The organism is Caulobacter sp. 17J65-9 (genome assembly GCF_010975005.1).
In the GTDB taxonomy this organism is placed as follows: Bacteria; Pseudomonadota; Alphaproteobacteria; order Caulobacterales; family Caulobacteraceae; genus 17J80-11.
The window spans coordinates 1-23271 of sequence record NZ_JAAIVC010000023.1 but is presented as its reverse complement, the minus strand read 5'-3'; the positions used below and the strand labels follow the sequence as shown (position 1 = coordinate 23271).

Annotated in this window: 19 protein-coding genes; 6 read left to right on the top strand and 13 right to left on the bottom strand. The window is 68.9% G+C overall.

Going from position 1 to position 23271, the window contains the following annotated elements:
• Nucleotides 1–58: 58 nt before the first annotated feature.
• The 5 genes from glk to G3573_RS06215 form a co-directional block, all read right to left on the bottom strand.
• Nucleotides 59–1060, bottom strand: coding sequence for a glucokinase (gene glk, locus G3573_RS06235; RefSeq protein WP_163260192.1), 1002 nt, complete (start codon nucleotides 1058–1060; stop codon nucleotides 59–61).
• Nucleotides 1061–1124: 64 nt separating this feature from the next.
• Nucleotides 1125–2618 (bottom strand): glucose-6-phosphate dehydrogenase, encoded by a 1494-nt coding sequence (zwf, locus tag G3573_RS06230; protein WP_163260190.1) that lies wholly within the window; start codon nucleotides 2616–2618, stop codon nucleotides 1125–1127.
• Between the two features lie 89 nt (nucleotides 2619–2707).
• On the bottom strand, nucleotides 2708–2875 hold the full coding sequence (locus tag G3573_RS06225) for a hypothetical protein (RefSeq protein ID WP_163260187.1): 168 nt from the start codon (nucleotides 2873–2875) through the stop codon (nucleotides 2708–2710).
• Nucleotides 2876–2914: 39 nt separating this feature from the next.
• On the bottom strand, nucleotides 2915–3997 hold the full coding sequence (locus G3573_RS06220; RefSeq protein ID WP_163260185.1) for a glycosyltransferase: 1083 nt from the start codon (nucleotides 3995–3997) through the stop codon (nucleotides 2915–2917).
• Nucleotides 3994–4824 carry a glycosyltransferase gene (locus tag G3573_RS06215; protein WP_163260183.1) on the bottom strand — a complete coding sequence of 277 codons (831 nt, stop codon included), beginning with the start codon at nucleotides 4822–4824 and terminating at the stop codon, nucleotides 3994–3996. Before G3573_RS06215 ends, G3573_RS06220 begins: the two co-directional genes overlap by 4 nt.
• A gap of 134 nt (nucleotides 4825–4958) precedes the next feature.
• On the opposite strand from G3573_RS06215, the gene G3573_RS06210 reads away from it, so the two are divergent.
• From G3573_RS06210 to G3573_RS06200, 3 genes are read left to right on the top strand one after another with little or no spacing between them, the layout of a single operon-like run.
• Nucleotides 4959–6179, top strand: coding sequence for a hypothetical protein (locus G3573_RS06210; protein ID WP_163260181.1), 1221 nt, complete (start codon nucleotides 4959–4961; stop codon nucleotides 6177–6179).
• The gene (locus G3573_RS06205; RefSeq protein ID WP_163260179.1) at nucleotides 6176–7429 is read left to right on the top strand and encodes a hypothetical protein; all 1254 of its coding nucleotides are present in this window, start codon (nucleotides 6176–6178) and stop codon (nucleotides 7427–7429) included. Before G3573_RS06210 ends, G3573_RS06205 begins: the two co-directional genes overlap by 4 nt.
• Nucleotides 7423–8214: a class I SAM-dependent methyltransferase gene (locus G3573_RS06200; protein ID WP_163260177.1), complete on the top strand. Its 792-nt coding sequence runs from the start codon at nucleotides 7423–7425 to the stop codon at nucleotides 8212–8214. Before G3573_RS06205 ends, G3573_RS06200 begins: the two co-directional genes overlap by 7 nt.
• A gap of 6 nt (nucleotides 8215–8220) precedes the next feature.
• On the opposite strand, the gene G3573_RS06195 is transcribed toward G3573_RS06200, so the two are convergent.
• The 4 genes from G3573_RS06195 to G3573_RS06180 are packed head-to-tail and all read right to left on the bottom strand — an operon-like array spanning nucleotide 8221 to nucleotide 12642.
• Nucleotides 8221–9453 carry a hypothetical protein gene (locus G3573_RS06195; RefSeq protein WP_163260175.1) on the bottom strand — a complete coding sequence of 411 codons (1233 nt, stop codon included), beginning with the start codon at nucleotides 9451–9453 and terminating at the stop codon, nucleotides 8221–8223.
• Nucleotides 9426–10292 carry a glycosyltransferase family 2 protein gene (locus tag G3573_RS06190; protein WP_163260173.1) on the bottom strand — a complete coding sequence of 289 codons (867 nt, stop codon included), beginning with the start codon at nucleotides 10290–10292 and terminating at the stop codon, nucleotides 9426–9428. The genes G3573_RS06195 and G3573_RS06190 overlap by 28 nt, the downstream gene beginning before the upstream one ends.
• 14 nt (nucleotides 10293–10306) lie before the next feature.
• Nucleotides 10307–11476 carry a glycosyltransferase gene (locus G3573_RS06185; RefSeq protein ID WP_163260171.1) on the bottom strand — a complete coding sequence of 390 codons (1170 nt, stop codon included), beginning with the start codon at nucleotides 11474–11476 and terminating at the stop codon, nucleotides 10307–10309.
• Complete coding sequence (locus G3573_RS06180; RefSeq protein WP_163260169.1) at nucleotides 11473–12642, bottom strand: glycosyltransferase family 4 protein; 1170 nt, start codon at nucleotides 12640–12642, stop codon at nucleotides 11473–11475. The genes G3573_RS06185 and G3573_RS06180 overlap by 4 nt, the downstream gene beginning before the upstream one ends.
• A 318-nt stretch (nucleotides 12643–12960) precedes the next feature.
• Between G3573_RS06180 and G3573_RS06175 the strand changes: the two genes are divergently transcribed.
• Nucleotides 12961–13995, top strand: coding sequence for an MraY family glycosyltransferase (locus tag G3573_RS06175; protein WP_163260167.1), 1035 nt, complete (start codon nucleotides 12961–12963; stop codon nucleotides 13993–13995).
• Here the strand turns inward: G3573_RS06175 and G3573_RS06170 are convergent.
• Nucleotides 13992–15008 (bottom strand): M48 family metallopeptidase, encoded by a 1017-nt coding sequence (locus G3573_RS06170; protein ID WP_163260165.1) that lies wholly within the window; start codon nucleotides 15006–15008, stop codon nucleotides 13992–13994. The two genes, G3573_RS06175 and G3573_RS06170, sit on opposite strands and share 4 nt — an antisense overlap.
• An 83-nt stretch (nucleotides 15009–15091) precedes the next feature.
• Between G3573_RS06170 and dgcA the strand changes: the two genes are divergently transcribed.
• Together dgcA and G3573_RS06160 are read left to right on the top strand one after the other, a co-directional pair.
• Complete coding sequence (dgcA, locus tag G3573_RS06165) at nucleotides 15092–16084, top strand: N-acetyl-D-Glu racemase DgcA (RefSeq protein WP_163260163.1); 993 nt, start codon at nucleotides 15092–15094, stop codon at nucleotides 16082–16084.
• A 221-nt stretch (nucleotides 16085–16305) separates the two neighbouring features.
• Nucleotides 16306–18750, top strand: a complete 2445-nt coding sequence (locus tag G3573_RS06160) for a DEAD/DEAH box helicase (protein WP_163260161.1) — start codon at nucleotides 16306–16308, stop codon at nucleotides 18748–18750.
• 51 nt (nucleotides 18751–18801) lie between these two features.
• On the opposite strand, the gene G3573_RS06155 is transcribed toward G3573_RS06160, so the two are convergent.
• The 3 genes from G3573_RS06155 to G3573_RS22405 all read right to left on the bottom strand — a co-directional run.
• Nucleotides 18802–19164, bottom strand: coding sequence for a hypothetical protein (locus tag G3573_RS06155; RefSeq protein ID WP_205598099.1), 363 nt, complete (start codon nucleotides 19162–19164; stop codon nucleotides 18802–18804).
• A gap of 92 nt (nucleotides 19165–19256) precedes the next feature.
• Entirely contained in the window at nucleotides 19257–19691 is a 435-nt protein-coding gene (locus G3573_RS06150) for a hypothetical protein (RefSeq protein ID WP_163260157.1), read from the bottom strand.
• A gap of 295 nt (nucleotides 19692–19986) precedes the next feature.
• A partial coding sequence (locus G3573_RS22405; protein ID WP_163260155.1) for an autotransporter outer membrane beta-barrel domain-containing protein occupies nucleotides 19987–23271 on the bottom strand: 3285 nt, incomplete at its 5' end.

The following is a 23271-nucleotide window of genomic DNA, read 5'->3' as shown; positions in this document are numbered from 1 at the left end:
TCATCTAACGGCGACGCTATGGACGCCTGACAACGCTGTCAACAAAGCTACGCAAGGCTTAGCCGGCGCCGACGAGGCTCCGGGCCGCGTCCGCGGCGCCCAGCAGGGCGGCGTGCGGGCGCAGGATCACGCGGGTCGGAATCTGGGCCAGGTAGGCGGCGAAGCGGCCCTTGTCCTCGAACCGTTTGCGGAAGGCGCTCGAGGCCAGAACGTCGATGACGATCGGCGGAATGCCGCCGGCGACGTAGACCCCGCCGCGCGCCCCGTAGGCCAGGGCGAAGTCGCCGGCCACGCTCCCCAGTATGGCGCAGAACCGCTCGAGGGTGCGCCGGCATTCCGGATCGCCGGACAGCGCGCGCCGGGTGATCTCGGCCGGGTCGGCCAGCACGGACTCGCGCCCGTCGACAGCCAGCAGGGCGCGGTGCAGGTCGACGATGCCGGGGCCGGACAGGATGCGCTCGACCGACACCCGGCCGTACTTGGCCGCCAGCCGGCGCAGCACCTCGATCTCGACTTCGTCGACCGGCGCGAAGGCGATGTGGCCGCCCTCGGTGGCCAGGATCGCCTCGCCCCGGTCGTCGCGCGCCACGGCCGATACGCCGAAGCCGGTGCCCGGGCCGAGCACGGCGATAGTGCGGTTCCCGGGCTCGGCGTCGGGCGCGCCGATGCGGCGCACGTCCTCGCCCTGCAGCAGCGGGGCGGCGAGCGCCAGGGCGGCGTAGTCGTTCAGCAGCCGCGCGGCGCCGAAGCCCATCTCGCGCAGGCCGGCTTCCGACAGCGACCAGTCGTTGTTGGTGAAGCGGATGGCGCCGTTCTCGACCGGGCCGGCCACGGCGATGGCGGCGGCGGCCGGGACGCGCTTGACGCCCCGCTCGCGCAGGTAGGTCCGCACGGCGTCGGCCGCCGAGGCGAAGTCGCGGCACTGGTAGCCGGTGGCGTCGCTCACCTCCGGCCGCGCGGCCGAAAGGTCGACCAGGCCGAAGCGGGCGTTGGTGCCGCCGATGTCGCCCACCAAAGCGAGGCCGCCGCCCTTGGCGCGGCCGCCGAACAGAAACCCCATCACTCCCTCCCGTGCGCCGCGCCCGACGTGGAGCGCAGTCGTTGTCGTTTCACTCGTGCCCCAATCACTCGTGCCAGTGGCGGCCGCTGCGTTCGGTCAGGGCGTGGGCGCCCGCCGGGCCCCACGAACCGGCCGCATAGGGGCGCACCGGCACCCGGCCCTCGCGCCAGCCCTGGGCCACGCCGTCCACCCACTCCCAGGCGCGCTCCACCTCGGCGCGGCCGACGAACAGGGTCGAGTTGCCGTCCAGCGCGTCCAGCAGCAGCCGCTCGTAGGCGATGCGCCGGTCCACCGCGCCCGCGCCCTTCGACAGGCTGAGCGGCACCGAGGCCAGGCGCATGCCGTCGCGCGTCAGGCCCGGCGTCTTGTGCATGAGGTGCAGGCTGATGTCCTCCTCCGGCTGCAGGCGGATGACCAGCCGGTTGGGGCCCAGGTCGCCGCGGCCTTCGCCGGCGAAGATGGAGTGCGGCACGCTCTTGAACTGGATGACGATCTCGGTGCGCCGCTCGCCCAGCCGCTTGCCGGTGCGCAGGAAGAACGGCACGCCGGCCCAGCGCCAGTTGTCGATCTCGCAGCGCACGGCGACGTAGGTCTCGGTGTCGCTGACCGCGCCGCGCTCCTCGGTGTAGGCGGAGGCCGCGCGGCCCTCGACCACGCCGAACGTGTACTGGCCGCGCACGGTGTCTTCGGCGACCTGGGCCCGGCCGATCGGGCGCAGGCTCTTCAGCACCTTCACCTTCTCGGCCCGCACGGCCTCCGGATCGAGGTCGGACGGCGGCTCCATGGCCACCAGGCAGAGCAGCTGCAGCAGGTGGTTCTGCAGCATGTCCCGCAGCGCCCCGTACTCGTCGTAATAGGGCCAGCGCTCGCCCACGCCTTGGGTCTCGGCGATGGTGATCTGCACGTGGTCGATGCTGAGGTTGTTCCACAGCGGCTCGAACAGGCGGTTGGCGAAGCGGAGCGCGATCAGGTTCTGGACCGTCTCCTTGCCCAGATAGTGGTCGATGCGCAGGACCTGGTCCTCGGCGAACACGCTGCCTACGGCCTCGTGCACCGCCCGGCAGCTGGCCAGGTCGCGGCCGATCGGCTTCTCCAGCACCACGCGCGAGCGCTCGCCCGCCAGGCCCGCCCCCTGCAGCGCCTGGCAGGCCGGCCCGAACAGGGAGGGCGAGGTGGCCATGTAGAACAGCAGGTCCGCGCCCGGCGCGACCATCTCGTTTAGGCGCGCCATGTCGGAGGCCTGGGTGATGTCCAGGCGCCGGTAGTCCAGCCGCTCGGCGAAGCGGGTCCAGGCGGCCTCGGCCCCAATGCCGGCCTGGGTGCGCGGATGGGCGACCAGCTCGGCGCGCAGGCGGTTGCGGAAGGCCTCAAGCCCCAGCTCCTCGCGCGATACGCCGGTCAGCTTCAGGCTCGCGGGCAGCAGCCCGTCCAGATCCAGGAAGAACAGCGAGGGCCACAGCATGCGCGTGGCCAGGTCGCCGCCGGCCCCGAACAGCACCAGGTGCTGGTCGCGCGCGGCCGCCGTTCCGACCCGGCTGGAAGCTGGCTGGATGTACATGAACGCCCCCGATGACAGCGCTGTCATACCGGAATTGCAAGGCTGCGGCTAGCGGTCGCAGGCCTCGGGGGCGAGCGCGGTCGAGGGCGCTACATCTGGAAGGGATCGTCGACGGGATCCTGGACGGGACCGGGCGGGTGCGGGTCGTCCACCGGCGGCGGATCGGGCGTCTGGCCGGGGCCGGTCGGCGGCGTCTCCGTCGGCTGGCGGTCGGGCTCTTCGACCGGCGGCGGCTTGGGCGGGTCGGGATCGGTCATCCTCCGCCAACGCGTCGACGGCGCCGGAGTTGCCCGCGCTCAGGCCGCGATCACGTCCAGCAGGTAGGCCTCCCACCGGCGCGCGACGGCCGACGCCTCGAACGGCGCGACGACGTCGGAAGGCGTGCGCCCGCGTGGCGTCGACACGAACCGGCTCAACGCCTCGGCCAGAGCTTCCGCGCTGATGTCGCGCGCGACCTGGCAGTGAGGAACGCCGGCGAGGAAGCTCTCCAGGCCCGCCACCGGCGTGGCCACCACGGGCGTGCCGAGCGCCAGAGCCTCCAGCACCACGTTGGGAAACCCCTCCGAGCGCGACGACAGCACCAGGGCGTCGGCCTGGGCGACGAACGGGTACGGATTGGCGTGATAGCCGGCCAGGCGCACGCGGCCACCGATTCCGAGCCGGGCGATCTGGGCCTCGAACTGCGCCCGGTCCGGGCCGTCGCCCAGGATGGTCAGGGTGACTGCGGCCGGCGTGCGGGCGAGCGCCTCGGCCAGCAAGTCGAAGCCCTTCACCGGCTCGTAGCGGCCGATGGCCAGCAGGTTGATCGCGTCGGACCGATAGCCGGGGACGACGGCTTCGTCGGCCGCACGCTGGCGGATGCGCTCGACCGCCAGCGGGTTTTCGATCACCGCCGCGCGGGCGTGGCGCAGGCTCAGGCGCGTCTCGTAGGCCGCGCGCATGGCCTGCGACTGGAAGATCAGGCCGTCGGCGAAGGGATAGAGCGCGCGCACCGCCGCCCGCGAGACGGGCGAGGCGAGCTGCATGACGTTGGCCAGGCGCACGACGTGCCTAGTCGTCCGCGGCCAGGCGGGGCGGCTGACGCACAGCGCCTGGTTCAGGTGCTCGAGGGTCGAGACCACGGCGTCGGGCCGCAGCCGGCGGACCAAACGGACGAAGGGCGCCACGCCCTGACGGATGCGCGGCGAGCCCAGGTCCACGACTTCCACCGCCGCCGGCACGTCCTGCAGGAAGCTCGCGCCGGCGGTGTCGAACACCGCCAGCCGGACGTCGAACCGCTCGGTGTCGAGGTTGGCGACCAGGGTCGAGAAGGCGCGCTCGGCGCCTCCGGGCCGCAGGGTCGGAATGGCGAACAGCAGGCGCGGGCGCGGCGCGGTCACGGGGCGTCTCTCAGGCCGATCGCCTCGTCCCACAGCTGCATCACCGCATGCTCCGAGAACCGGTCCAGCACCTCCCGGGCCGCGTCGCTCATCCGGGCCCGCCGGACGTCGTCGCCCATGAGGCCGCCGAGCGCGCGGCCGAACGCGTCCGCCTCGGGCGGGCTCACCAGCAAGCCGTCGACGCCGTCGCGGACGATGGCGCGAGGGCCGTCGGGGCAGTCGACCGAGGCCACGGGCACGCCGTGCGCCATGGCTTCGAGCAGCACGTTGGGGAAGCCCTCGTGCCAGGAGGTCAGCGCCAGCAGCGAGGCGCGCTGGTACCAGGCCGTCATGTTGCCGGCCCGCCCGGGCAGCAGGATGCGCCCGGCCAGGCCGTGGTCGGCCACCAGGCGCTCGAGGCGGTCGCGCTCCGGGCCTTCGCCCAGCAGGACCAGGGTCCAGTCCGGATGGGCGGGCGCGGCCTGGGCGAAGGCCTCGACCAGCAGTTCGAAGCGCTTCACGGGCGCCAGGCGGCCGACGCCCAGCACGACCGGGCCCGCGGGGCAGACGGCCGCCGGATCGAGCGTCGGCGAATTGTCCGGCACCGGCAGGGTGATCGCGTTCGGGATCACGCGGACCCGGCGGGCGAAGGTGTTGGCGCGCAGCCAGTCGGCGGCGCCGCCGGTCTGCGCGAGCGTTTCGTCGAGCAGGCCGTAGGCGAAGCGTCGCAGCACGCTCCAGGTGCGCGACAGCGGCGAGTTCGCGGGCGAGGACCGCTCGCTGCCCACCACCCGACACCCCAACCCGATCCCGGCGAGGGCCACCATGACGTTGGTCTGGGTGATCATGCCATCAGGCAGTTGAGCGCGCGGCTTCCGCTCAAATCGCCGGTTCGGGCTAGCGATCGACGGTCTCCAAAGCTAGTAGGCGGACACAGCTGTGTTCGAGGAATCGGCGCGCAGCAGGACTGCGGGAGGGGTGTTTGCCGGCGCGCAAGTGGATTTGGGGAGGCGTCGCTGTCGGCTTCGGCGTGTTCCTCGCTTGGCAGATCGTCGTCCAAGCTGCCCTGCAGGTCAGTGAGCCAACGACGGCGCTTCGCCTTGCGCCGCATTCCGGGAACGCTCTTGCCCGCGTTGCCGAAGCTGAACTCGCGGCTGGCCACCCCGCTGCCGCAGAACGCCTGGCGCGACAAGCGTTGCTTGTTGGCCCGCACAATGTGCGGGCGATTAGAGTGTTGGGAATCAGCCGCGAGCAGCTTGGCGACCCGGAGGTCGCAGACGAATTGGTGACAGCGGCAGGAAACATGAGCCTGCGAGATGGTCCGGCTCACACTTGGCTGGTCGAAAAACGCCTGAAGCAAGGGGAATACAGGTCGGCCCTCGCGCACGCCGATGCCGTGATGCGGCGAAAGCCGCAGACTTGGCCAGCATACTTCACGCTTTTGCATGCGCTGATTAAGGAGGAGCCTCGCTTCCTGCCTGCATTAGCCGAGCGACTGGCCCCGAATCCTCGGTGGCGGAAGCGGTACCTAGCAAGCTTGAACGGCGAACCGGAGGGGATGACGTCCACAATCGCGCTGGCGATCATGCTCCAGGGCAGCGAGCATCCTTTCAGCGATGAAGAGATGAGCACCTTACTGTCCCGGTTGGTGCAGGAGGGGCACTTCAAGGCGGTCGCCACGTTCCGGCAGCAGATTCCGTCGTTGGGGCCTGTAGCAAATATCCGCGACGGAGCTTTTGAAGGCAGTTCCGGCCCTGCCCCAATTCGCTGGCAGTTCGAGCTAGGCGAGGGGGCGCTGGTGGAAATCCTGCCGGATGAAACTCGCCCGAACCAGACCGCGCTTCGGGTGGAGTACGATGGGTTCGCCAGCCATGGTCTCGTGTCGCAGTATGAGTCGCTTCCGCCTGGGCAGTACACTCTCGAGGGGCAGTGGCGTAGCGAGACTCCTGTTCCGAAGGATCGGATTGCTTGGGCGTTGACTTGCGCTGGCGGCAAGCAGGTCGTCCTCGCGAAGTCGTCTCCTTCGCCAGCGGCGGAACCTGTTGAGGCGTGGCAGGCCTTCTCAATCGATTTCGAGGTTCCGGACTCCGATTGCGAAGGGCAGTGGCTTCGACTCAGCCCTCAGCCGGGGAGCAGGCGAAACACTGTTGTCGTTTGGTACGACGGCCTCCGCATTCGCCCCAGTAAAGGTCGGGCGCAATGAGCCTCGGGCACGCAATTCAATTCCGGCAGGCCGCGAGTTCCCAAGCTGGCCATTTACGGATCTCGCAACGGGCCAAGGTTGGCAGCAAGGGGATATCGGCTTACGTCAGCCTCGCGATTTTTCTGACAACTCTACAGAGCATCTATTTGCCCGGATTTGGCGCAATTATATGCTTCGCCGGTCTGGCGTTACTGATGCCGCTTACGATTAAAAATGCGCCGCCGCTTCAAAGCTTCTTGGTAATTGCGCCGATATTCTTGTCGTTCTCGATTAGCTGGTCCATGCATTATTATGACATGGACATAAAAACGATATTCGGGAGCGCGGTGAGCCTTCTGGCCATCCCGATCATGATCGGAATTTTCCGTCACAGGTTGGTGTTTCTTGATCGTGCGTTGAAATGGGTCCTGATTGCCCATGTGTTCTTTTTCGCCGTCCAGGCGGTTTATTGGGTCGTTACGCGACAATTCATCGACTACATTTCGTTTTTTGGCGCGTTTGAAGAGGCGTCTTGGAGTTCCCGAAAGGGAATCTCCTTGGGTGGGGTGCTGATTCCTCGTTTTACTGGGTTCTTCAATGAGCCCGGCACGTTTTCTGCGGCGATGGTTGTCCTCCTTGCCGCTCGCTACGGCGTGACCCGACGAATAGATGCGACCACAATAGTTGCCGCACTTTGTGTTATCGGAAGTGTCTCGCTTGGCGGGATCGTTCTGCTGGCGGGCCTGGGGTCGATTGTCTTCGTCGACAAGATTCGGTCTGTACGCCGCCGGCCCGGGCTAATGATGGGCATTATCGCGATGGCGCTGCCCGCGATCTGCGCTGTCGGATACTTTGCCTGGATCAACTGGCAGAAGCGGCAGGAGCTCTTCTTCGACTCTGGTGTGTATGAGGTGTATCTAGCTCAATGGGCGCTAGACCCCCAGAGAATGAGTGCCTTTGGTGTTGGCGACCTAGCAATTCCGGCTGGAATTGGGGTATCGAGTATCGGATTTTGGCTTGAAATCTTGCTGTTCTACGGACTGTGCGGGCTAGTCGCGTGGGCGATTGTGATCGGGCAGGCAGGGCGTCTCGCATTTTTCTTGTTGGCTGCGATCATGCTTACAAAGCTCAAAATAACGTACCCATTTGTATTTATTTGCTTTGGCGCGATATTCGCTTCATCCCGATTTAAGTCGGTTCAATCCGGGGTGAGGCGTGTCATTGTAAGCCCGATTGCTGGCTGGAGAGCGCCGGGGGGCTTCTCATGTTGAGGCGAGACGCGAAGGTCTATTTCGATCCTGATCTCAACGCGCTGGTCTACGTTGGAATGCCGGCGGATGAGCGGTACTGGGACGGCCACTGGAAGGTGGTGGCGGACGATGTGCGTCGTCCGGACCAATTTGTAGTCAACGAGACCAAGCGCTGGCTGAGTCCCGGCGCGCGCGTCATCGATGCGGGATGCGGCTTGGCTCGAACCGTGTACGGGCTTCATAACGAAGGCTTCGAGGCCTACGGCGTTGATTACGCGCCGGAGACGGTGCGGGCTGTATCTTCTGTTGCCCCCGAGCTCAGAGTCAGCGTTGCCGACGTGAGGGATTTGTCTCGATTCCCGGACGGCTTCTTTGACGGCTATTGGTCTCTGGGGGTCATCGAGCACTTCTTTGAAGGGTACGGCTCGATTGTCGAGGAAATGCGACGGGTAGTTAAGCCTGGCGGCTTGGTCTTTGTCACTGTTCCCACGATGTCGCCACTCAGGCAGTTGAAGGCCTGGTTCGGGGCGTACCCGGCTTTTAACGGCGACTCGTCAAGCTTCTACCAGTTCGCGCTGCCTGCCGATAAGGTAGTCGCTGACTTCTTGGCGACAGGATTTCGCCTCGAAAAGGTGAGGCCGCGCGGCGGATTTAAGGGCCTCAAGGATGAGGTCGGCCCGCTCGGCCCAATCCTCCAGCGCATGTACGATAGCAAGCTTTGGGTGGTACGAGGGCTGCGTAAGGCGCTCGACGTCTTCCTTGGCCCGGTAACGTGCCACACTCGCCTGTACGTCTTCCGGGCCTAGTGACTCCTATCGCCTCGCGATGGCAGGAGTCGCTGACCGCGAGAGGATCAGGGCCGTCGTGAGTGCAGCCGTAAGATACCCGGCCAAATACGCGAACCCAACGCCGTAAAGATTGCCGCTTCTCAGGGCGAGTGCTGTTAATGCGAGCGCTGCAAATGCGCCCATCAGATAGCCGGCCACAACTGACGAGGCCTGTTGGCCTCTCAGCGCAATTGGATCCAAGCTCAACTTCTTGGTCCGGTTTACAATGATGGCTGCTGAGGTAATCGCAAAAAGTCCGGCGTTGAACAGGCTGCCTGTGCCGAGGATTTTCGGCCAGAACGAATTTAGCACAAGCACTATTCCGACAGCTGGAGTGGCCAGGGCGATGGCGAACACTGCTCCGCGGGTGAGTTCTTTGTGAAATGCGTCGGCTCCGCTGACTTGGGCCGCCTTGAAAGCCTCGGGCACTGATCTGAATGAGATTGCGCTGATGAGAAATCCGGCGAAACGTTGAGATATATCGACGCAATAAGAAAACGTACTGAGGTGTGCGGTGGCTCCGGTGAGCAGCAATGCGTACCGAATGCCTAGAAACAGGCCGTTTTCCGCGACTGTGCTGAGTGTGTACGGAACACCTATCGTTATCGCTCCACTCATTAGCCGCCATTTCGGCCACGCGATCGGGGGGAGGCCCGAGAGCGCGTAGGAAAGGACCGCTGCAATGCCGTAGCTCGCCGAGAAGGCGAGCAGGGCGGCATCGATACTCGGGTGAGGGCGCACGACCGCCCAGGCGAGGACGAGGAAAGAGCCTGCTTGCGTCAGCGCTGCGGCCCCAAAGGACCAAAATTTCAGGCGCGCGTGGGGGATTTCCTGGAGGGCCGTGTAAATGCCGAACGTAGCGATGGGCGCGGCCCAGCTCCATGGGATGAGGCCAATGCCGATTAGCGGGATAGTGGCGGCAGTGGTCGCGCACGCCATAAGGAGCGCGGTCGAAACTAAAGCGGATTCGTAGGCTCGTGCGTTGCCGAGTGCCGCGATTTTGGCGTGCTCTGAAACGATCGAGGAGATTACTGGACCGAATATCAGGTTGGCGCATAGGCCGGTCGTCGCCAGCCCGGTGCTGAACAGGCCGTAATTGTTGGCACCTAGCCAGGCGCCAAGCGAAACCAAGGTGGCGACGTTTAGTAGGCCCGGCGCAGCACGCAGGACAACTACTTCCGCAATTTTGGCTAAGCGCTCAAGGGTTTGGGGGCGCATGTGGCTTTAAATAGATCAAAAGCGATTGCTTTGATGCTGTATACGAGAAGTCCGGCAATGGCTTTCGCCAGAAACGGCAGCGATCTGTATCGCCCTTTCGTATACCCAACTATATGGATGGCGTATAGCTTTGCCATTGGCAGCGCATTTTCGTTCTTTATGCGACTGATATTTGCGGTTAATCCGTCGGCTAGATACTTCTTTTGACCCACGACGTGGTCTCTGCAAATCACATCGTGGCGCAATGCAATTTTGGACCAATAAGATGACATCGGGATACGTCGGAACCCGCGAGGGTTAGCGCCCAGGGCGCTGCGAAGTGGTTCTGCGAGAACAACTTCCTTCTTGTCGCCCTTCACCTTGTAATCTGCGCGCAGTTCTAAGAAGTTTGACTGCGGCTTTGGAAAGTCGCTGCCTACGCGCGCTCCGCGCTCATCTTCCAAGTGGTAGATGAATCCAGCGCATCCTTGCGGAACACCGGATATGCAATCGTGAATTATTGTCTTGAGGCCGTCGCGATATAAATGATCATCGTCATTGAAGGGCATCACATAGCGCCCTTTTGCTAGCCTGAAGGCGGAAAGCAATGCCTCAGCGGATCCGCGATTCTGCCCGGCGCTAACGGAAAGTCGATGATCGTTGATGGCGCGCAACGCGCTTTCGGTGCCGTCTGTTGAGCCGTCTACGTGAACGCAGACCTCGAACGGGCCTTCGAAGGACAGTAGCTCGCGCACTAACGGTTCGATCAGAGCGCGCCGGTTGTAACTCGGTATGCAAATGCTAAGCGCGAACTTAGAGGTCTCGTCCTCAGCATTCTCATTGCGAAGTTGTGGGGGCAATCGAAAGCTCGCTCTTAATTCGTGGGGTGTGGCAGCGGTACGTCGTCGTTGCCGGTAAGTTGAGACCGGTAGAGGTTTGTGTACCGAGACGTGATTGTTCGGATGCAGTAAGTCTCTTCTGCCCGCTGCCGTCCCGCTCGCCCCATTGCTTCGCGCCCTGCCGTGTCTGCCGCGAGCGTGGTCATTGCGTCCGCTAGTGCTTCGGCGTCACCAATCGGAATGACCAGGCCGCCATCCCCTAAGATCGTGCGTACGTCTGATACTTCCGTAGCGATGCACGGAATAGCGCACGCCATCGCTTCACCGACGACGTTTGGAAATCCCTCGTAAAACGAGGGAACGCAAACAACGTCAAGCGCCCGCATTATGTCGGCGACGTCGGCTCGCACCCCAAGACGTAGAAATCGGTGGGTTACTTGATGCTCGGCGAGTAGCGCCTCGAGTTCTTGCGAATCCTGTGTGCCGGCCCCGACAAGCACGAAGGTCGCGTTGGGGGCGGTAGGTGCAACGGTGCCGGCTGCTTCTGCAAAAACGGTGTGGCCCTTTACAGGGTGGAAGCGGCCAATCAATCCGAAAGCGATCGCATCTGTCGGGAGGCCTAACTCATCGCGTATTCGATTTCGGGTACCGGCATCCGGTCGGAACGTGTCTAGGTCGAAGCCGTTAGGCAGGACTTCACCAATCTTTGGCCGATAGCCAAGCGCGGCATGCTGTGCAAATCCGGCCGCCGAGTTGGCTATCAGAAGGTCGACTGATTTTGAGACCGTGGCTGCGGCGCGCGTGAGAAGTCGCGTAAGTGGCCGCTCGTACTCAAGTTGGCCTGCAGATCCCCGCAGGTTCCAGGCCAGCCTGGCCGACGGCGCGGCCAGGGCGCGGGCCAGCCAGGCCAGCAGGTTGGCGTGCACCATCCAGCCCTGCACCACCTCGGGCCGCGCCGCGCGGATCACGCTGAGCAGCCGGGGCAGGCGCAGCAGGGTCGAGGCCGGGCTGCGGGCGCCCAGGGCGATCACTTCGACGCCGGCGGCCTCGATCGGCTCGGCCAGCGGCCCGCGCCCGGTCAGCGACACGACGGTGTGGCGGACCTGGGCGGGATCGGAATGCGTGACGACGCGCGTGAGCGCGTTCTCGGCGCCGGCCCGTTCCAGCGACGGGATGAGGTGGACGACGCGGACCGGCTCGCTCATGCGCTCTTCCGGAGCTCGGCCGCCTCGTCGGCGCCCTCCAGCAGCCGCACGGTCGCGCGGCTGACCGTGCGCACGTCGTAGCGGTCCTCGCACAGCTTGCGCCCGGCCCGGCCCATGGCTTCGGCGCGCTCAAGGTCCGAGGCCAGCTCGACCATGGCCTCGGCCAGGGCCTGCGGATCGCGGACCGGGACCAGCAGGCCGTTGTGCCCATGGGTGACCGTCTCGCGGCAGCCGGGCACGTCGGTGGTGAGGACGGCGCGGCCGGTGGCCATGGCCTCCAGATTGGTGCGCGGCGTGCCCTCCCGATAGGACGGCAGGACGAAGACGTGGGCGGCCGCGAACGCCTCGCGCGGGTCGGCCAGGTGGCCGCGCGCCTCGATCAGGCCCTCCGCGACCCAGGCGTCGACCTGGGCCTGGGGCACGGCGGCGGGGTTGCTGTCCGCCGCCCCGACCAGCACGAAGCGGGCCTCGGGCAGGCGCTGTTTGGCCAGGCGCGCCGCCTCGACGAACTCGTACACGCCCTTGTCGCGCAGCAGGCGCGCGACCATCAGGAAGGTCGGCGGGCCGTCCGGGAAGGCGGCCGGCGTGAAGCGCGTCAGGTCCACGCCCGAGCCGTCGACCAAGCCGACCTCGGTCCTGGGGCCCAGCAGGCGCAGGCCGCGGAAGGTCGCCACGTCGTCGCGGTTCTGGAAGATGGCCAGATGGGCGCGCGCCAGGGCCGCCCGGTAGCCGGCGCGCGCGACGAAGCCGACCAGGGCGCGCTTCAGGCCTCGGCCGGGCAGGAAGGCGTAGCCGAGGCCGGGGATCATGGCGGTGCGCCGCGGCACGCCGGCCAGGGCGCCGGCCAGCATGCCGTAGATCACCGACTTGATGGTGTGGGCGAACAGCACGTCCGGGCGTTCGGCGCGCAGGATTGCGACCAGGCTGACGAAGGCGCGCAGTTCCTGGAACGGGTTCAGCGCCGCCTTGGCGATGTCCCAGCGGACGAAGCGCACGCCGTCGTTCTGGAAGACGGCCGTGTCGAAGCCGGCCTGTTCGGGGGCCACCGCCGTGACCTGCCAGCCGTGCTCGACGAAGCCGCGCATGACCGGACGGCGGAAGGCGTACAGGTAGGCCGGATCGGCGCCGACGAAGACGATGCGCCGGCGCGCGGGATCGGCGCGCACCTCTCCTAACGCTCGCATGTGTTTCGCCCTGATACGCCGGTCCCCGGGGCTGACGTAGCACTGCTACGCCTGATTTGCGAAGCTGGCTGGCGCGCTTCGTCGATTTCTCGGCCCGCGAACTGGCCCGCCGGCGAACCCTGCGTTGCAGCGACTCACTGTGCCGGTTAAGAGGCCATTGTTCGAAATACACTGATCGACGCACGTCGATCGTCGAGTGCGCGGGCAGATTTCATGGTGGCGGCCTTTACCGCGATAGCCGCGACCGCAGCGGCGACCTGCCTCGTCGCGATGTGGTCCCTGGGCCGCGCCGCGCCGGCTATGGGTCTTGTCGACCAGCCCTCCGGGCGGAAGCAGCATCGCAAGGCGACCCCGATGGTCGGCGGCCTGGCGATCGCGCTGGCCGTCGTCGTGGCCCTGACCTTCGGCGCCGTCTTCGAAAAGGCGGCGGTGGTCCAGATCCTGGCCGAGCACCGCGGCTTCCTGATCGGCTCGGCCGTGCTGGTGCTGGTCGGCGTGCTGGACGACATCAGCCCGATCAAGGCCCGCTACAAGCTGGCCTTCCAGTTCGCCTGCTGCACCCTGGCCGTGATGGTTGATCAGGTGATGATCAACAGCGTCGCCGACGTGGACCTGGGCGTGATGGCCGGGCCGTTCACCGTGCTGGTCATGCTGACCGTGCTGAACGGCCTGAACATGATCGACGGCATCGACGGCCTGGCCGGCGGCACCGCCTTCGTCGGCGTGCTGTTCATGGCCGCGGCCGCCGCCGCCTTCGGCCGCAACGTCGACGCCCTGCTGATGGGGGCCTTCGCCGGCGCGCTGATCGCCTTCCTGGCGCGCAACTTCCCGCTCCGGCGGGGTGGCCGGGCCTCGGTGTTCCTGGGCGACGCCGGTTCGCTGCTGCTGGGCTTCGTGCTGGCCTATTTCGCGATCCGCCTCAGCGACCAGCCGGGCCGGGTGTTCCGCCACTGCACCGCCTTCTGGTTCTTCTTCGTGCCGGTGGCCGACGCGATCCTGCTGTACGTGCGGCGGTTCCTGCGCGACGGGGCGCCCTTCGCGGCGGGGCGCGACCACATCCATCACATCCTGCTGCGGCGCTGGTCGGCGCGCAGCGTCTGCTGGTTCCTGATCGGCGCCACCGCGACCCTGGCCGGCCTGTCCTATCTGGTCGAGCTCGCGGGGATCTCGCCGCTGTTCCAGGTCGCGGGGTGGCTCGTCCTGTTCGGGCTCTACGCCTCGATCAGCCACAGGCCGTGGGCCGCGGCCTGGCTGCGCAGCCGCCGCGCCGAACGGCGGCGCGCCAAGGCGTCCGCGCCCATGCCGGTCTTCGTCGAGGCGCGCCGCGCGGCCTAGGGGCCGACGACCGGAACCAGCGGCTGTCCGGCCGCGCGCTTCGCTTCGATCTCGCGCCAGGTCGCCTCGATGTTTTCCGCCCGCTCGCGCGCGCCCGGATGACTCAGGCTGAAATACGCGCCCGAACCGTAGTCGGCGGCGAACCGGCGCCAGAAGTCCCGAGCGCCCGAGACGTCGTAGCCGGCCCGCGCCGCAAGGTAGAGGCCGGCATGGTCCGCCTCGCGCTCGGCCCGGCGCAGGTCGGCGGGGTTGGTCCCCAGATTTCCCAGCAGCTTGCGCGCGAACCCGCCCTGGTCCAGCCGCGTCCGGTGGCGCAGCACGTCGTGGGCGAATTCGTGGCCCAGCACGATCGCCAGCTCGTCGTCGGTTTTGGCGTAGTCGGCCATGGCGGTGGTGACGAACACGTGGCGGCCGTCGGCCGAGGCGTTCAGCTGTTCGGACGGGATGAGCTGGGCGTCGTAGGCGCAGGCCGTGACCGGGGCGAGGACGACGGTCAGCTCGACGCCGGACCGGCGCACGGTCAGCTCGACCGGCCCCGCCCGCATGGCGGCGTCGAGCCGCGCGAGCGCCGCTTCCATAGGCGCGTAGTCGCCCTGGACCTTGGGCTTGCCCGCGGGCGAGGCCAGGGTCTGGCCGTTCACCGCCAGCAGCACGTCGTCGGCCTGCAGGCCCGCCCGGGCCGCGGGGCCGTCCTGCACGACGCCCAGCAGGCTGGGCGCGGCCTCGTCCAGGCCGAAGTGCGCCCGCGCCTCGTCGCGCAGGTTCGGCCCGTACTGGCGAAGGTCGTGCAGCACCCAGCCGGCGACCGGCCCGGTGTCCTGGCAGAGCCCGGCGCTGGCCGTCACGATCCGGTGGGCGACGGTGGCGACCCGCAGGTCCTGCCGGCGCAGCTGCTCCAGCGCAGCCCGGCGTTCGACGGCGACGTCGTCACGCAGCGGCGCGGCGAGCGCGAGCTGGACCGGCGCGCACGCCGCGCCGGCGCAGGCCAGAACCGCCAGAACGCTCCGCTTCATCGCCGCCCCTTCCGAACCGTCGCCGCATAGCACGGTTCGTCGCCGAGCTTGACCATCGCCCGGTGGTTCGCGACGAACGGGCCATGAGCTCCAGCCTCGTCGTCACCCGCCGGCTCTGGCCGCTGAAGGCCCCCTTCCGGATTTCACGCGGGGTGAAGACCGCGGCGGAGACCGTGCTGGTCGAGATCGGCCGGGGCGGCGCGACCGGCCGCGGCGAGGCGGTGCCCTACGCCCGCTACGGCGAGACGGTCGAGGGCGTGATCGCCGAGATCGAGGCGGTCGCCGGCGCCGTGTCCGAGGGCGCCTCGCGCGTGGATCTGCCGGGCCTGCTGCGCGCGGGCGCGGCTCGCAACGCGGTGGACTGCGCGCTGTGGGACCTGGAGGCGCGGCTGAGCGGCGTTTCGGTCGCCGAACGGATCGGCCGGCCGCCGCCGGCGTCGATGGTCACGGCGGTGACCGTCAGCCTGGATACGCCGCAGGCCATGGCGGCCGCGGCGCGGGCCGTCGCCGCTTCGCCCCTGCTGAAGGTCAAGGTCAACGCCGAGAACCCGGAAGCGCGCATCCGTGCGGTGGCGCAGGCGGCGCGGGACGCGCGGCTGATCGTCGACCCGAACGAGAGCTGGGACTTCGCCCTGCTGGAGCGCCTGCAGCCGCTGCTGGGCGAGCTGGGCGTGGCCCTGGTCGAGCAGCCGCTGCCGGCCGGCCAGGACGCGGCGCTGGAGGGCTTCCAGCCCACCGCCCCGATCTGCGCCGACGAGAGCGCCCACGTGACGGCCGATCTGGAGGCCTTGCGCGGCCGCTACCAGGCGGTGAACATCAAGCTGGACAAGGCTGGCGGCCTGACCGAGGCGCTGGCCATGCTGGCGGCGGCGCGGGCGGCCGGCTTCAGGGTGATGACCGGCTGCATGGTCTGCCCGTCGCTGGCCGTCGCGCCGGCGCTTCACCTCGCCGCACAGTCCGACTTCGTCGACCTGGACGGGCCCTGGTGGCTGTCGCAGGACTGGCCAGGCGGCGTGAGCGTGCGCGACGGGTGGATCGCCCCGCCGGCCCCAGGCTTCTGGGGCGAACCCGACTAGCCCCCGCGACGGGGCGCCCCCTGTCGTTCCTGTGGAAAATGCGCTAGGTGGCGCCCGTGGTCGGCGAAGGAGCCCGGCCGCGCGCCCAGACGTGGCGCCCCAGACGCGCCCTTCACTTCGCTCAAAGCGAGTTCTCACCACCTCTCCGGGGCCGCCCCGGGGACGCCTCATGCACCGGCCATGGCGCCGGACGGCCGCTCCCCCGGCCGGATTGGAGTTCTATGACCTTTCCCGCGATCAACCCGGCGCTGGACCGCGCCCTGGCCGAGCAGGGCTATGCCCAGGCCACGCCCGTGCAGCAGGCCGTGCTGGAAGCCGACGCCGCCGAGCGCGACCTGCTGGTCTCCGCCCAGACCGGCTCGGGCAAGACCGTCGCCTATGCGCTGGCCTTCGCCTCGACCCTGATGGGCGACGCCGAGCGCCTGCCCGCGCCGGAGGCGCCGCTGGCCCTGATCGTCGCCCCGACCCGCGAACTGGCCCTGCAGGTGCACCGCGAGCTGACCTGGCTGTACGCCCACGCGGGCGCGAAGCTGGTCACCTGCGTCGGCGGCATGGACTCGCGGCGCGAGCAGCGCGCGCTGGAGGCCGGCGCCCACATCGTGGTCGGCACGCCGGGTCGTCTGCGCGACCACCTGGAGCGCGGCAACCTCGACGCCTCGGCCCTGCGCGTCGTGGTGCTGGACGAAGCCGACGAGATGCTGGACCTGGGCTTCCGCGAGGACCTGGAGTTCATCCTCGACGCGACGCCCTCCGAGCGCCGCACCCTGCTGTTCTCGGCCACCATCGCCCGCGACATCGCCGCCATGGCCAAGCGCTACCAGCGCGACGCCGTGCGCATCGACACCATCGTCGCCAACGAGCCGCACGGCGACATCACCTACAAGGCCGTCCGCGTCGCCCCGAACGAGGTCGAGCACGCGGTGGTCAACATCCTGCGCGCCTACGAGGTGCAGGGCGCCATGGTGTTCTGCTCCACCCGCGAGTCGGTGCGCCGCCTGCACGCCAACCTGCAGGAGCGCGGCTTCGGCGTGGTCGCCCTGTCCGGCGAGCTGACTCAGAACGAGCGCACCCGCGCCCTGCAGTCGCTGCGCGACCGTCGCGCCCGGGTCTGCGTGGCCACCGACGTGGCCGCCCGCGGCCTCGACCTGCCCGACCTCGGCCTGGTGATCCACGCCGAGCTGCCGATCAACAGCGCCACCCTGCTGCACCGCTCGGGCCGCACCGGCCGGGCCGGCCGCAAGGGCACCTCGGTGCTGGTCGTCCCCTACAACCGTCGCCGCAAGGCCGAGACCCTGGTCGCCGGCGCGAAGGTCGACGTGGAGTGGGGCGGCCCGCCGCAGGCCGACGAGATCCGCCGCGCCGACCAGCAGCGCCTGCTGGAGGACGCCATCTTCACCGACGAGGTCGCGGACGAGGAACTGGTCGCCGGCCAGACCCTGCTGGAGGGCCGCACGGCCGAGCAGGTCGCCGTCGCCCTGCTGCGCCTGCACCGTTCGCGCCTGCCCGCGCCGGAGGACCTGTTCGACGCCCCGCCGCCCGAGCGCGAGTTCGGCGAGCGCGCCCCGCGCGAGACCGGCCCGCGTCCCGAGATGGAAGGCGCGTCCTGGTTCCGCGTGAACGTCGGCCGGCGCAACAACGCCGACCCGAAGTGGCTGATCCCGCTGATCTGCCGCCTGGGCCACGTGACCAAGCGCGAGATCGGCTCGATCCGCATCTTCGACAACGAGACCAAGTTCGAGATCGCCGCGCCGGTGGTCGAGCGCTTCGGCCAGGCGGTCGAGGGCTCGGCCGAGGGCGGCGCCAAGATCCAGCCGACCAACGCGCCGGCGCCGCGCAGCTTCCGCGACGGCCCGCGCGAGGATCGCCCGCGTCCGGAGCGCAAGTTCGGTGAGCGCAAGCCGCGCGAAGAGGGCGAGCGCGCTTACGGCGATCGCAAACCGCGCGACCGTGACGAGGGCGAAGAGCGTCCCCGCCCGAAGCGCGATTTCGGCGCGCCGCGCGCCGAGGGCGAGCGCGCCTACGGCAAGCCGCGCGACCGCTTCGAAGGCGACGAGCGTCCGCGTCCCAAGCGCGACTTCGGCGCGGACCGGGCCGAGGGCGAGCGCTCCTACGAGCGCAAGCCGCGCTTCGAGGGCGAGGAGCGTCCGCGTCCGAAGCGCGAGTACGGCGCCGAGCGTGGCGGCGACGAACGACCGTTCGCCAAGCGCAAGTTCGAAGACCGTCCGGCCCGCGACGAGACCGCGCCGCGTCCCAAGCGGGAGTACGGCGCGCGCGCCGAGGGCGGCGAGCGCAGCTACGGCGAACGCAAGCCGCGCCGCGAGGAAGGCGGCTATGAGCGTCCGCGTCGCGAATACGGCGAGCGCCCCGCGACCGAGCGCAAGTTCGGCGAGCGTCCGGACTGGAAGAAGCGCGACGAGGCGCCCCGCGGCGAACGTCCGGGCGAGGACCGCCCGTACAAGCCCCGCAAGACCGCGGCCGAGGGCAAGCCGGCGCGCGGCGAATGGAGCCCGTTCGACCGGGCTGAGGATCGTCCCGCCAAGCCGCACCGCAAGGGGCCGGCTCCCACCGGCGACTGGGCGGGCGCGCCGCGCAAGCCCAAGGCCGTGGCCAAGCCGAAGGGCAAGCCGGTCAAGAAGTCGAACGGCGCCGGCAAGCGCGGCTTCTGATCGACCCTGAAATGAAAAGGCCCCCGCACCGACCGTGCGAGGGGCCTTTTTCTATTCGGCGACCGGCGCGACGGCCCCGAGCCGCTCGACCAGCAGGCGGTACTTGTCCTCGCTGGTGTCGGCGAGCGCCGCGGCGCGGGAGGAGGGCGTGTCCTCGTAAGGGATCGGCTCGCCGAACTGGCTGACGGTCAGGTCCCAGCGCGTGCCCTCGATCAGGTTGTAGAAGTGCGTGCCGCCGACCGTTCGGGTGGTGAGGATCTCGCCGCCGAAGCAGTCCTGCACGATCAGCGAGGTCACGCTGCAGTGGTTCCTGGCCGGCGTATCGGACGCCCAGGCGCCGGTCGGGCTGGCCGTATCCCCGGCCCACACGCGGGCCAGGGCCCGATAGAGCTCGACGGGATGGGTGAACTTCACGGCGGCCTCCACTGCGACGGTGGGCGGTGTATGCCTCCCGCGCGCCGCGGTGGAAACGGCTCAGCCTGCGACCGGAGACGAAAATCCGTCCGCTAGAACGGCAGCGGCCTCAGATCCGGCTCGACCCAGGTCCGCCGCGCCTCGACCGAGAACAGCACCGGCTTCGACCAGTAGGCCAGCGGCCAGTCCGAGCGGCCGAGCTCGGAGGCCAGCAGGCTGTCCAGAACCTCGTGCAGCGGCGTGTCGGCCGGGCGACGCGACAGCTCCGCGCGCGCGCCGCGCATGGACGCCAGCGTGATGGTCTCGTGGTAGCCGCCGGTGTCGGTGTTCTCCACGCCGGTGGCCAGGTTGTAGGCCCGGATCAGGCCCGGGATGTCGCTGAGCGCGCTGGCCGGGCGCCGGCGCCACAGCCATAGCGCGGCGGCGAAGTGGCCCGCATGGGTCCACTCGGCCTTGGGCAGGGTGCGGTCGGTCACGCCCAGACCGATGCGGTCGATGTCGGCGTCGCAGGTGATCAGGGTCGTCATGGTCTGGGCTCCTGGAAGGGAAGGCGCCCGGCGAGGCCCGTAAAGCAGAAACCCCGCCGGAGGCGGGGCTGCGGGGTTCGGGCCATCGGCCCTTGTCGAGGTGACGTCAGGGCCGGAAGCGAACGCGCGCGAGCACCGCCGCAGAGCGGTGTTGCTGTTGTTGCTGGCGCGAGGCGGTCCGGACCATGGCCCCAAGTCTAGGGAAGCGCGGTCGGCGGTCAACCGTGGCCTGAAACGAACAACGCCCCCGCACCGGCCGGTGCGGGGGCGTTCTCGTGTCCGACGCTTGAGGGCGTCAGAACCGGATGGCGGCCTTCAGGCGGCCGCCGTGGCGGTCGTGCTCCTGGCCGTACTCGCCGTCGTAGGCGACGGTCAGGTTCCAGCGCTCGGTGCCGATCAGGTCGACGCTGGCCTGAACGGTGGCCATGGTCTCGTCGAGCGTCGAGGTGGTCACGAACGGCCGGGTCGACGGCGACAGGCCCTCGAAGCTGGCCGGCACGCCGAACTCGGCGTCCGGACGCCAGGCCAGGCCCACCGTCAGCGACGGACGGATGGTGACCGAACCGGCGTCGAAGTCGCCGCCCATTTCCAGCTGCGGGGCCAGGGTGAAGATGGTCCGGTTGTCGCCGTCCGAGACCAGGTTCAGGCCGCCCGCGCCGCGCTCGGAGAAGGCGTCCATGCTGTACTGGGTCACCGAGGCGTCGGCCAACGGCTTCAGGTACAGCGAGCCGAACTCGAACAGGCGCGCGGCGCGCAGCTCGGCGGTGAGGAAGGTGAAGTCCACCTCCGCCGTCGCACGGGCGCCGGGGGCCAGCGCGGTGCTGGCGTCGCGCCAGGTGTCGAACGTCCCTTTGCCGGCCGCGAACGAGGCGGCCAGCAGGGTCGGGCCCGACTGACGCTTCACCGCCGCGCCCAGCTTGTAGAAGTCGCCTTCGGCCCCGCCCAGGGCGCGCTCCAGGCTCTGGTCGTGACGGTCGACGCCGATCGCCACGCCCAGGCGCCAGTTCTGGGAGACCGAGCGCTGGTAGCCGGCCGAGAACTGGGTCACGTCGTCGTGGAAGGCCCAGTTCTCGCTGGTCGGGCTGCGGTCCAGTGTGCGGGTGACCACCTGGCCCCACAGGCAGTCGCCTTCGGCGATCGGGGCGTTGGCGGTGTGGGCCAGTTTGCAGCTCAGCACCGCGTCGGCCATGTCCTCGCCGGCGTAGTAGGCCGCGTACATCGGCGAGAGGTGCACTTCCGACGACATGTGGTCGAAGGCGGCGCGGTACTCGTTGATGTCCGACATCGCGCCCAGGTAGGCGAACAGCAGACCCAGATCGTCCGAAGCGCCGCCCTGGTGCAGGCCGTCGTTGATGTGGTCGCCGGCGGCCTTGGCGTTGCGGCGGGTCAGCGGGTCGTCGAAGCGCGGCGTGACCGCCAGCTGCAGGTCGTTGCCGGAGACCACGACCGAGTAGTCCAGGGCCAGGGTGTCGGCCACGAACACGCCGTTGTCGACCGCGGTCGTGCCGGCGTTCACGAAGGTGCGCGGGCCGTCGTCCTCGAGCGACAGCAGGTTGACCTTCAGCACGCCGTCGATCGCCGCCGAACCGGTGACGTTCAGCAGGTCGGCCGCCTCGTCGCCGAAGCTGAAGTCCAGGATCCACAGGCCGGTGTCCGGCTGGACGAAGTCGCCGGTCAGGTTGGTGGTCTGGGTCGACCAGTAGGCGCCCACCACCGACAGCGGGGTCGCCCCGGCCGGATGAGCCACGCCCTCGAAGGTGGTGCTCTCGTCCTGGGTGGTGGCGGCCTCGAAGCCCGCGAACCAGCCGGCCGTGCGCGGGCCGTCCTCGGTGGCGGTGTCGCCCAGCTCGAGGGTGCCGGCGTTGGTCAGGGTGCCGCCGCCCAGGTCGACGTACTGCAGGGTGCGCAGGCTGGCGTCGACCTCGTTGTCGAAGGCGTTGAGGCCCGTGTCGAGGTCGATGTTGCCGTAGGTCGAGCCGAAGTTGTTGATGTGGTCGTTGCCGTCCGTGCCCAGGATGGCCAGGTGCGACAGGGCCGAAACCGCGCCCATCAGGTCGATGGTGTTGTTCAGGCCGCCGTCGATGAACACCGCCTTGCCGTAGACGCTGCCGCCCAGGACGTCGCCGTTCAGGGTGGCGACGATGTCGTGGGCGCCGTCGAGCGCCTTGCTCTGGAACAGGGCGCCGACGCCGTTCTTGTCGGGCGCGGCCAGGTCGCCGAAGTGGTTGACCGTGACCTTGCCGGCCGTGCCGTCGCCGCCGAACGAGCCGATGAAGCCCAGCCCGATCTCGCTGCCGTACAGGCCGCCGCCGCCGCCGATCGACTGGGCGAAGATCGCCGTCGCGCCGTCGCCCAGCACCAGGATGTCGCCGCTGGTGTTGACGGTCACGTCGCCGCCGTCGCCGCCGTTGCCGGCGAACGGGTTGATGCCGAGATCCAGGCCCCAGTTGCCGATGCCCAGCGACATGTCGCCGGCCACGCCGCCGCCGCCGCCGACCGACTGGGCGAAGATGCCGTAGGCGCCGTAGCCCTCGGTGACGATGTCGCCCGAGTGGTTGACCGTGACGTCGCCGCCATCGCCGGCGTTGCCGCCGGCGCCCGAGAAGGTCACCTGGCCGATGGTGCTGATCGAGCCCAGGCCGCCCACGCCGCCGCCGCCGCCCACCGACTGGGCGAACACGCCGAAGGCGTTGTCGCCCTTGGTGTGGATCGAGCCGGTGTTGGTGACGATGACGTCGCCGCCGTCGCCGGCCACGCCGCCGGCGCCGCCGAAGGCGATGCCGAGATCCGGCGCCTGGGTGGATTCCGCGAAGTCCTTGGCCGCCTGCAGGTCGCCGATGGTCGACATGGTGGCGCTCATGCCGTCGCGATAGGCGTCGGTGCCTTCCCGCTCGCCGTCGGTGCTGCCGCCGACGCCGCCGCCGCCGCCGACCGACTGGGCGAACACGCCCGCGGCCAGGTCGCCTTCGGTCAGGATGGCGCCCGAGTTGGTGACGCGCACCACGCCGCCGTTCCCGCCGCCGGCGCCTTCGCCGCCGATCGAGACGGTGCCGGCCAGGCCGGAGCCGCCGTCGCCGCCGCCGCCGCCCACCGACTGGGCGAACACGCCGTAGGACTCGCGGCCCTTGGTCCAGATCACCCCGCCGTTCAGCACGGTGACGTCGCCGCCGTCGCCCGAGGCGCCGCCCTTGCCGCCGACCGCGATCTCGGCCGCCTTGGCCTCGCTCTTGTTGAAGTTGTCGATGAAGTCCACGACCGTGTCGCCGTCGTCGGCGACCGAGCCGCCGACCCCGCCGCCGCCGCCCACCGACTGGGCGTAGACGCCCGCGGCGCCGTCGCCCTCGGTGACGATCGCCCCGTCGTTGTCGACCAGCACGTCGCCGCCGTCGCCGGCCGCGCCGCCGTCGCCGCCGATCGAGACGGTGACGTCCTTCTGGCCCTTGCTGCCCTTGGCCTTGGTCGAGAAGGCCATGGCGTAGCCGCGGGCGTCGCCGCCCGCGCCGCCGCCGCCGCCGACCGACTGGGCGAACACGCCGCGCGCGGCGTCTTCCAGCGAGTGCAGCAGGCCGGTGTTGGTCAC

Coding starts and splice junctions, on each gene's coding strand:
- glk (WP_163260192.1), bottom strand. CDS start 1,060: ATGGGGTTTCTGTTCGGCGGCCGCGCCAAGGGCGGCGGCCTCGCTTTG.
- zwf (WP_163260190.1), bottom strand. CDS start 2,618: ATGTACATCCAGCCAGCTTCCAGCCGGGTCGGAACGGCGGCCGCGCGC.
- G3573_RS06225 (WP_163260187.1), bottom strand. CDS start 2,875: ATGACCGATCCCGACCCGCCCAAGCCGCCGCCGGTCGAAGAGCCCGAC.
- G3573_RS06215 (WP_163260183.1), bottom strand. CDS start 4,824: ATGATCACCCAGACCAACGTCATGGTGGCCCTCGCCGGGATCGGGTTG.
- G3573_RS06205 (WP_163260179.1), top strand. CDS start 6,176: ATGAGCCTCGGGCACGCAATTCAATTCCGGCAGGCCGCGAGTTCCCAA.
- G3573_RS06200 (WP_163260177.1), top strand. CDS start 7,423: ATGTTGAGGCGAGACGCGAAGGTCTATTTCGATCCTGATCTCAACGCG.
- G3573_RS06195 (WP_163260175.1), bottom strand. CDS start 9,453: ATGCGCCCCCAAACCCTTGAGCGCTTAGCCAAAATTGCGGAAGTAGTT.
- G3573_RS06185 (WP_163260171.1), bottom strand. CDS start 11,476: ATGAGCGAGCCGGTCCGCGTCGTCCACCTCATCCCGTCGCTGGAACGG.
- G3573_RS06175 (WP_163260167.1), top strand. CDS start 12,961: ATGGGTCTTGTCGACCAGCCCTCCGGGCGGAAGCAGCATCGCAAGGCG.
- G3573_RS06170 (WP_163260165.1), bottom strand. CDS start 15,008: ATGAAGCGGAGCGTTCTGGCGGTTCTGGCCTGCGCCGGCGCGGCGTGC.
- dgcA (WP_163260163.1), top strand. CDS start 15,092: ATGAGCTCCAGCCTCGTCGTCACCCGCCGGCTCTGGCCGCTGAAGGCC.
- G3573_RS06160 (WP_163260161.1), top strand. CDS start 16,306: ATGACCTTTCCCGCGATCAACCCGGCGCTGGACCGCGCCCTGGCCGAG.
- G3573_RS06150 (WP_163260157.1), bottom strand. CDS start 19,691: ATGACGACCCTGATCACCTGCGACGCCGACATCGACCGCATCGGTCTG.